Genomic DNA, 7,559 nt, shown 5'->3' with positions numbered 1-7,559 from the left:
TTATTATGGTGATCCCCTGGGCGAAATGCGCCTGGTAAGCAGAGTTTTTGAAATGTAAGGCCTTTGAATAAGACAAAAGGCTGCCTCATCGCTAACTTTGCAACAGTGCCCTTCATCCGGGGTCAGCACCACCGGCAAGCGCCGCGACGGCCGAGGTCTTCCGATCTCCTGAAGCCAGGGCAGATCCGTGCACAGCACCTTGCCGTAGAAGAACAGCAAGGCCGCCAATGCCTGACGATGCGTGGAGACCGAAACCTTGCGCTCGTTCGCCAGCCAGGACAGAAATGCCTCGACTTCGCTGCTGCCCAAGGTTGCCGGGTGACGCACACCGTGGAAACGGATGAAGGCACGAACCCAGTGGACATAAGCCTGTTCGGTTCGTAAACTGTAATGCAAGTAGCGTATGCGCTCACGCAACTGGTCCAGAACCTTGACCGAACGCAGCGGTGGTAACGGCGCAGTGGCGGTTTTCATGGCTTGTTATGACTGTTTTTTTGTACAGTCTATGCCTCGGGCATCCAAGCAGCAAGCGCGTTACGCCGTGGGTCGATGTTTGATGTTATGGAGCAGCAACGATGTTACGCAGCAGGGCAGTCGCCCTAAAACAAAGTTAACTCGAGGGAGAAATCGTGAAGTTATCACTAATGGCTGCCAAGTCGAAGAACGGTATTATCGGTAATGGACCAGATATTCCATGGAGCGCCAAAGGCGAGCAACTTCTATTTAAGGCAATTACATATAATCAATGGCTTTTAGTTGGACGCAAAACTTTTGAGTCAATGGGCGCTCTCCCAAATCGAAAGTATGCAGTTGTAACTCGCTCTAATTTTTCTACGAATGATGAGGGTGTAATGGTTTTCTCCTCAATTCAGGATGCCTTAATAAATTTAGAGGAAATCACGGATCATGTTATCGTTTCTGGTGGTGGTGAAATATACAAAAGCTTGATTTCCAAAGTAGATACTTTGCATATTTCAACAGTCGACATCGAGCGAGATGGAGACATAGTTTTTCCTGAAATCCCAGATACATTCAAGTTGGTATTTGAGCAAGATTTCGAGTCTAACATTAACTATTGTTATCAAATCTGGCAAAAGAGTTAACAAGCGCCTGCAATCTGACCTCCGGTTACTGTCACCTTTTTTTGCGGTGGAGCTGCAAAAAAGGCGCCATTAACCTCCGGCAGTTGAGGCGGGCGTTAGACATCATGAGGGTAGCGGTGACCATCGAAATTTCGAACCAACTATCAGAGGTGCTAAGCGTCATTGAGCGCCATCTGGAATCAACGTTGCTGGCCGTGCATTTGTACGGCTCCGCAGTGGATGGCGGCCTGAAGCCATACAGCGATATTGATTTGTTGGTTACTGTGGCCGTAAAGCTTGATGAAACGACGCGGCGAGCATTGCTCAATGACCTTATGGAGGCTTCGGCTTTCCCTGGCGAGAGCGAGACGCTCCGCGCTATAGAAGTCACCCTTGTCGTGCATGACGACATCATCCCGTGGCGTTATCCGGCTAAGCGCGAGCTGCAATTTGGAGAATGGCAGCGCAATGACATTCTTGCGGGTATCTTCGAGCCAGCCATGATCGACATTGATCTAGCTATCCTGCTTACAAAAGCAAGAGAACATAGCGTTGCCTTGGTAGGTCCGGCAGCGGAGGAATTCTTTGACCCGGTTCCTGAACAGGATCTATTCGAGGCGCTGAGGGAAACCTTGAAGCTATGGAACTCGCAGCCCGACTGGGCCGGCGATGAGCGAAATGTAGTGCTTACGTTGTCCCGCATTTGGTACAGCGCAATAACCGGCAAAATCGCGCCGAAGGATGTCGCTGCCGACTGGGCAATAAAACGCCTACCTGCCCAGTATCAGCCCGTCTTACTTGAAGCTAAGCAAGCTTATCTGGGACAAAAAGAAGATCACTTGGCCTCACGCGCAGATCACTTGGAAGAATTTATTCGCTTTGTGAAAGGCGAGATCATCAAGTCAGTTGGTAAATGATGTCTAACAATTCGTTCAAGCCGACCGCGCTACGCGCGGCGGCTTAACTCCGGCGTTAGATGCACTAAGCACATAATTGCTCACAGCCAAACTATCAGGTCAAGTCTGCTTTTATTATTTTTAAGCGTGCATAATAAGCCCTACACAAATTGGGAGATATATCATGAAAGGCTGGCTTTTTCTTGTTATCGCAATAGTTGGCGAAGTAATCGCAACATCCGCATTAAAATCTAGCGAGGGCTTTACTAAGCTTGCCCCTTCCGCCGTTGTCATAATCGGTTATGGCATCGCATTTTATTTTCTTTCTCTGGTTCTGAAATCCATCCCTGTCGGTGTTGCTTATGCAGTCTGGTCGGGACTCGGCGTCGTCATAATTACAGCCATTGCCTGGTTGCTTCATGGGCAAAAGCTTGATGCGTGGGGCTTTGTAGGTATGGGGCTCATAATTGCTGCCTTTTTGCTCGCCCGATCCCCATCGTGGAAGTCGCTGCGGAGGCCGACGCCATGGTGACGGTGTTCGGCATTCTGAATCTCACCGAGGACTCCTTCTTCGATGAGAGCCGGCGGCTAGACCCCGCCGGCGCTGTCACCGCGGCGATCGAAATGCTGCGAGTCGGATCAGACGTCGTGGATGTCGGACCGGCCGCCAGCCATCCGGACGCGAGGCCTGTATCGCCGGCCGATGAGATCAGACGTATTGCGCCGCTCTTAGACGCCCTGTCCGATCAGATGCACCGTGTTTCAATCGACAGCTTCCAACCGGAAACCCAGCGCTATGCGCTCAAGCGCGGCGTGGGCTACCTGAACGATATCCAAGGATTTCCTGACCCTGCGCTCTATCCCGATATTGCTGAGGCGGACTGCAGGCTGGTGGTTATGCACTCAGCGCAGCGGGATGGCATCGCCACCCGCACCGGTCACCTTCGACCCGAAGACGCGCTCGACGAGATTGTGCGGTTCTTCGAGGCGCGGGTTTCCGCCTTGCGACGGAGCGGGGTCGCTGCCGACCGGCTCATCCTCGATCCGGGGATGGGATTTTTCTTGAGCCCCGCACCGGAAACATCGCTGCACGTGCTGTCGAACCTTCAAAAGCTGAAGTCGGCGTTGGGGCTTCCGCTATTGGTCTCGGTGTCGCGGAAATCCTTCTTGGGCGCCACCGTTGGCCTTCCTGTAAAGGATCTGGGTCCAGCGAGCCTTGCGGCGGAACTTCACGCGATCGGCAATGGCGCTGACTACGTCCGCACCCACGCGCCTGGAGATCTGCGAAGCGCAATCACCTTCTCGGAAACCCTCGCGAAATTTCGCAGTCGCGACGCCAGAGACCGAGGGTTAGATCATGCCTAGCATTCACCTTCCGGCCGCCCGCTAGCGGACCCTGGTCAGGTTCCGCGAAGGTGGGCGCAGACATGCTGGGCTCGTCAGGATCAAACTGCACTATGAGGCGGCGGTTCATACGGCTCTGTTGCAAAGATTGGCGGCAGTCAGAGGTAGGCTGTCGCTCTGCGCCGATCAGGCGGCTGCTGCGAAATGGTGGTTGAGCATGCCCATGGCCTCCGTCAGCGCCGAGGGCCCAATGCCAAAAGCTCTCTCCACAAGGCGCACCTCGCCCCTGATGCCGGGCTGCAGGCACCAGGGGCGAGCCTGTCCTTTGCGCAGGGCTCGCATGACTTCGAATCCCTTGATCGTGGCATAGGCCGTGGGGATCGATTTGAAACCGCGCACCGGCTTGATCAGTATCTTGAGCTTTCCGTGATCGGCCTCGATCACGTTATTGAGATACTTCACCTGCCGGTGGGCCGTCTCCCGGTCCAGCTTTCCTTCGCGCTTCAATTCGGTGATCGCTGCACCATAGCTCGGCGCTTTGTCGGTATTGAGCGTGGCAGGCTTTTCCCAGTGCTTCAGGCCTCGCAGGGCCTTGCCCAGGAACCGCTTCGCTGCCTTGGCGCTGCGGGTCGGCGACAGGTAGAAATCGATCGTGTCGCCCCGCTTGTCGACTGCCCGGTACAGGTAGGTCCACTTGCCCCGCACCTTGACGTAGGTTTCATCCAGGCGCCAGCTCGGATCAAAGCCACGCCGCCAGAACCAGCGCAGCCGCTTCTCCATCTCCGGGGCGTAGCACTGGACCCAGCGATAGATCGTCGTATGGTCGACCGAAATGCCGCGTTCCGCCAGCATTTCCTCAAGGTCGCGATAGCTGATCGGATAGCGACAATACCAGCGCACCGCCCACAGGATCAGGGGTCTGACGCTCAGTGGAACGAAAACTCACGTTAAGGGATTTTGGTCATGAGATTATCAAAAAGGATCTTCACCTAGATCCTTTTAAATTAAAAATGAAGTTTTAAATCAATCTAAAGTATATATGAGTAAACTTGGTCTGACAGTTACCAATGCTTAATCAGTGAGGCACCTATCTCAGCGATCTGTCTATTTCGTTCATCCATAGTTGCCTGACTCCCCGTCGTGTAGATAACTACGATACGGGAGGGCTTACCATCTGGCCCCAGTGCTGCAATGATACCGCGAGACCCACGCTCACCGGCTCCAGATTTATCAGCAATAAACCAGCCAGCCGGAAGGGCCGAGCGCAGAAGTGGTCCTGCAACTTTATCCGCCTCCATCCAGTCTATTAATTGTTGCCGGGAAGCTAGAGTAAGTAGTTCGCCAGTTAATAGTTTGCGCAACGTTGTTGCCATTGCTGCAGGCATCGTGGTGTCACGCTCGTCGTTTGGTATGGCTTCATTCAGCTCCGGTTCCCAACGATCAAGGCGAGTTACATGATCCCCCATGTTGTGCAAAAAAGCGGTTAGCTCCTTCGGTCCTCCGATCGTTGTCAGAAGTAAGTTGGCAGCAGTGTTATCACTCATGGTTATGGCAGCACTGCATAATTCTCTTACTGTCATGCCATCCGTAAGATGCTTTTCTGTGACTGGTGAGTACTCAACCAAGTCATTCTGAGAATAGTGTATGCGGCGACCGAGTTGCTCTTGCCCGGCGTCAACACGGGATAATACCGCACCACATAGCAGAACTTTAAAAGTGCTCATCATTGGAAAACGTTCTTCGGGGCGAAAACTCTCAAGGATCTTACCGCTGTTGAGATCCAGTTCGATGTAACCCACTCGTGCACCCAACTGATCTTCAGCATCTTTTACTTTCACCAGCGTTTCTGGGTGAGCAAAAACAGGAAGGCAAAATGCCGCAAAAAAGGGAATAAGGGCGACACGAAAATGTTGAATACTCATACTCTTCCTTTTTCAATATTATTGAAGCATTTACCAGGGTTATTGTCTCATGAGCGGATACATATTTGAATGTATTTAGAAAAATAAACAAATAGGGGTTCCGCGCACATTTCCCCGAAAAGTGCCACCTGACGTCTAAGAAACCATTATTATCATGACATTAACCTATAAAAATAGGCGTATCACGAGGCCCTTTCGTCTTCAAGAATTTTATAAACCGTGGAGCGGGCAATACTGAGCTGATGAGCAATTTCCGTTGCACCAGTGCCCTTCTGATGAAGCGTCAGCACGACGTTCCTGTCCACGGTACGCCTGCGGCCAAATTTGATTCCTTTCAGCTTTGCTTCCTGTCGGCCCTCATTCGTGCGTTCTAGGATCCTCCGGCGTTCAGCCTGTGCCACAGCCGACAGGATGGTGACCACCATTTGCCCCATATCACCGTCGGTACTGATCCCGTCATCAATGAACCGGACTGCCACGCCCTGAGCGTCAAATTCCTTTATCAGTTGGATCATATCGGCAGTGTCGCGGCCAAGACGGTCGAGCTTCTTAACCAGAATGACATCACCTTCCTCCACCTTCATCCTCAGCAAATCCAGCCCTTCCCGGTCTGTTGAACTGCCGGATGCCTTATCGGTAAATATACGGTTTGCTTTCACACCTGCGTCTTTGAGTGCTCTGACCTGAAGATCAAGAGACTGCTGACTGGTTGAGACCCGAGCGTAACCAAAAAGTCGCATAAAAATGTACCTTAAATCGAATATCGGACAACTCATGTCTATTATTACAAATTTACGATTTAATAGACATATTAATGTAACAGTTTTACGATGTCCGATAATTTATAATATTTCGGACGGTTGCGAAATTGTTAATTCATGACCATCAGGCAGGGAGGCCGGTATGCCCGTCGATTTTCTGACCACTGAGCAGGAACTGAATTATGGTCGCTATGTTGCAGAACCCAATGACGTGCAGCTGGCGCGCTATTTTCATCTTGATGAGCGGGATCTTGCCTTCATTAACCAGCGGCGGGGAAGGCATAACCGGCTGGGAATTGCGCTTCAGCTCACCACCGCCCGTTTTCTGGGCACCTTTCTGACAGACTTAACCCGGGTTCTGCCAGGTGTTCAGCAATTTGTCGCGGTGCAGCTTAATATTCGCCGTCCGGAAGTCCTTACCCGCTACGCAGAACGGGTTACCACCCTCAGAGAGCATACTGCGCTGATTAAGGAATATTACGGTTACCATGAATTTGGCGATTTCCCCTGGTCTTTCCGCCTGAAGCGCCTGCTGTACACCCGCGCATGGCTCAGTAATGAGCGACCCGGCCTTATGTTTGATTTTGCCACCGCGTGGCTGCTTCAGAATAAGGTCCTGCTGCCCGGAGCAACCACACTTGTACGTCTCGTCAGTGAAATACGCGAACGGGCAAATCAGCGGCTGTGGAAGAAACTGGCCGCGTTGCCGGACAGCTGGCAGACCGCCCGCGTGACGGAGCTTCTGGACATTCCTGAGGGGCAGCGTACTTCACCGCTGGAGCAACTGAAAAAGGGACCGGTCACCGTCAGCGGCCCGGCATTTACCGAAGCGCTGGAGCGATATATCCGGCTGCGAAACCTGGAATTTTCCCGACTGAATTTTACCGGTCTGCCTGCTATACAACTGCGTAATTTGGCCCGTTACGCAGGCATGGCGTCGGTAAAATATATCGCGCGAATGCCACAGCAGAGAAAACTGGCCGTACTCACAGCATTCGTTAAAGCGCAGGAGACTGCGGCGCTGGATGAGGCCGTTGATGTGCTCGATATGCTGATACTGGATATCACTCGTGCGGCGAAGAAAACGGGGCAGAAAAAACGGCTCAGGACGCTTAAAGATCTTGATCGTGCTGCGCTAATATTGGCGCGGGCATGTTCATTGTTGCTGGATGAACAGGCTGACGATGCTGAACTGAGGGAGACCATATTCAACAGCATACCGAAAAGCAGGCTGGCAGAATCCGTCAGCAAGGTAAATGAGCTGGCCCGGCCTCAGAACAACAATTTCCATGACGAAATGGTGGAGCAGTACGGGCGGGTAAAGCGCTTTCTTCCGGCGGTATTGCGCGACCTGCATTTCCAGGCAGCGCCAGCCGGAGAACATACGTTGTCCGCCATTCATTATCTGACCGAACTGAACGGCTCGAAAAAGCGCATCCTGGAGGCACTGTTGCAAAGTTAGCGATGAGGCAGCCTTTTGTCTTATTCAAAGGCCTTACATTTCAAAAACTCTGCTTACCAGGCGCATTTCGCCCAGGGGATCACCATAATAAA

Annotated in this window: 6 protein-coding genes and 3 pseudogenes; 5 read left to right on the top strand and 4 right to left on the bottom strand. The window is 52.3% G+C overall.

Annotation, left to right across the window (positions count from 1 at the left end):
• Window positions 1-111 precede the first annotated feature (111 nt).
• A pseudogene (intI1, locus tag ACQUTI_RS26120) lies at window positions 112-474 on the bottom strand (class 1 integron integrase IntI1); the annotation flags it as partial.
• A 155-nt stretch (window positions 475-629) separates the two neighbouring features.
• Between intI1 and dfrA16 the strand changes: the two are divergent.
• The 4 genes and pseudogenes from dfrA16 to sul1 all read left to right on the top strand — a co-directional run bounded on the left by dfrA16 (window position 630) and on the right by sul1 (window position 3,343).
• Window positions 630-1,103 carry a trimethoprim-resistant dihydrofolate reductase DfrA16 gene (gene dfrA16, locus ACQUTI_RS26115; RefSeq protein WP_032490158.1) on the top strand — a complete coding sequence of 158 codons (474 nt, stop codon included), beginning with the start codon at window positions 630-632 and terminating at the stop codon, window positions 1,101-1,103.
• A 104-nt stretch (window positions 1,104-1,207) separates the two neighbouring features.
• Window positions 1,208-2,046 (top strand): annotated as a pseudogene (locus ACQUTI_RS26110) (AadA family aminoglycoside 3''-O-nucleotidyltransferase).
• Between the two features lie 116 nt (window positions 2,047-2,162).
• Entirely contained in the window at window positions 2,163-2,510 is a 348-nt protein-coding gene (locus ACQUTI_RS26105; RefSeq protein WP_000679427.1) for a quaternary ammonium compound efflux SMR transporter QacE delta 1, read from the top strand.
• Window positions 2,504-3,343 carry a sulfonamide-resistant dihydropteroate synthase Sul1 gene (gene sul1, locus ACQUTI_RS26100; protein WP_000259031.1) on the top strand — a complete coding sequence of 280 codons (840 nt, stop codon included), beginning with the start codon at window positions 2,504-2,506 and terminating at the stop codon, window positions 3,341-3,343. The genes ACQUTI_RS26105 and sul1 overlap by 7 nt, the downstream gene beginning before the upstream one ends.
• A gap of 165 nt (window positions 3,344-3,508) precedes the next feature.
• Here the strand turns inward: sul1 and ACQUTI_RS26095 are convergent, their stop codons facing one another.
• From ACQUTI_RS26095 to ACQUTI_RS26085, 3 genes are all read right to left on the bottom strand, one after another.
• Window positions 3,509-4,252 (bottom strand): IS6-like element IS6100 family transposase, encoded by a 744-nt coding sequence (locus tag ACQUTI_RS26095; RefSeq protein WP_087783603.1) that lies wholly within the window; start codon window positions 4,250-4,252, stop codon window positions 3,509-3,511.
• Between the two features lie 131 nt (window positions 4,253-4,383).
• Window positions 4,384-5,244 (bottom strand): broad-spectrum class A beta-lactamase TEM-1, encoded by an 861-nt coding sequence (locus ACQUTI_RS26090; RefSeq protein ID WP_000027057.1) that lies wholly within the window; start codon window positions 5,242-5,244, stop codon window positions 4,384-4,386.
• Between the two features lie 182 nt (window positions 5,245-5,426).
• Window positions 5,427-5,984, bottom strand: a complete 558-nt coding sequence (locus tag ACQUTI_RS26085; RefSeq protein ID WP_001235713.1) for a recombinase family protein — start codon at window positions 5,982-5,984, stop codon at window positions 5,427-5,429.
• Window positions 5,985-6,147: 163 nt separating this feature from the next.
• Here ACQUTI_RS26085 and ACQUTI_RS26080 point away from each other — a divergent pair.
• Window positions 6,148-7,449: pseudogene (locus ACQUTI_RS26080) on the top strand (DUF4158 domain-containing protein); the annotation flags it as partial.
• Between the last annotated feature and the right edge of the window lie 110 nt (window positions 7,450-7,559).

The organism is Klebsiella sp. 7-CIP_Kleb., from assembly GCF_050378655.1.
Lineage (GTDB): Bacteria > Pseudomonadota > Gammaproteobacteria > Enterobacterales > Enterobacteriaceae > Klebsiella > Klebsiella quasipneumoniae.
The sequence above is the reverse complement of the archived record's forward strand: the minus strand, read 5'-3'. Positions and strand labels throughout refer to the sequence as shown.

Excerpts from the sequence above, each read along its gene's own strand:
- ACQUTI_RS26105 (WP_000679427.1), top strand. The coding sequence starts at position 2,163 with ATGAAAGGCTGGCTTTTTCTTGTTATCGCAATAGTTGGCGAAGTAATC.
- ACQUTI_RS26090 (WP_000027057.1), bottom strand. The coding sequence starts at position 5,244 with ATGAGTATTCAACATTTTCGTGTCGCCCTTATTCCCTTTTTTGCGGCA.
- sul1 (WP_000259031.1), top strand. The coding sequence starts at position 2,504 with ATGGTGACGGTGTTCGGCATTCTGAATCTCACCGAGGACTCCTTCTTC.
- ACQUTI_RS26085 (WP_001235713.1), bottom strand. The coding sequence starts at position 5,984 with ATGCGACTTTTTGGTTACGCTCGGGTCTCAACCAGTCAGCAGTCTCTT.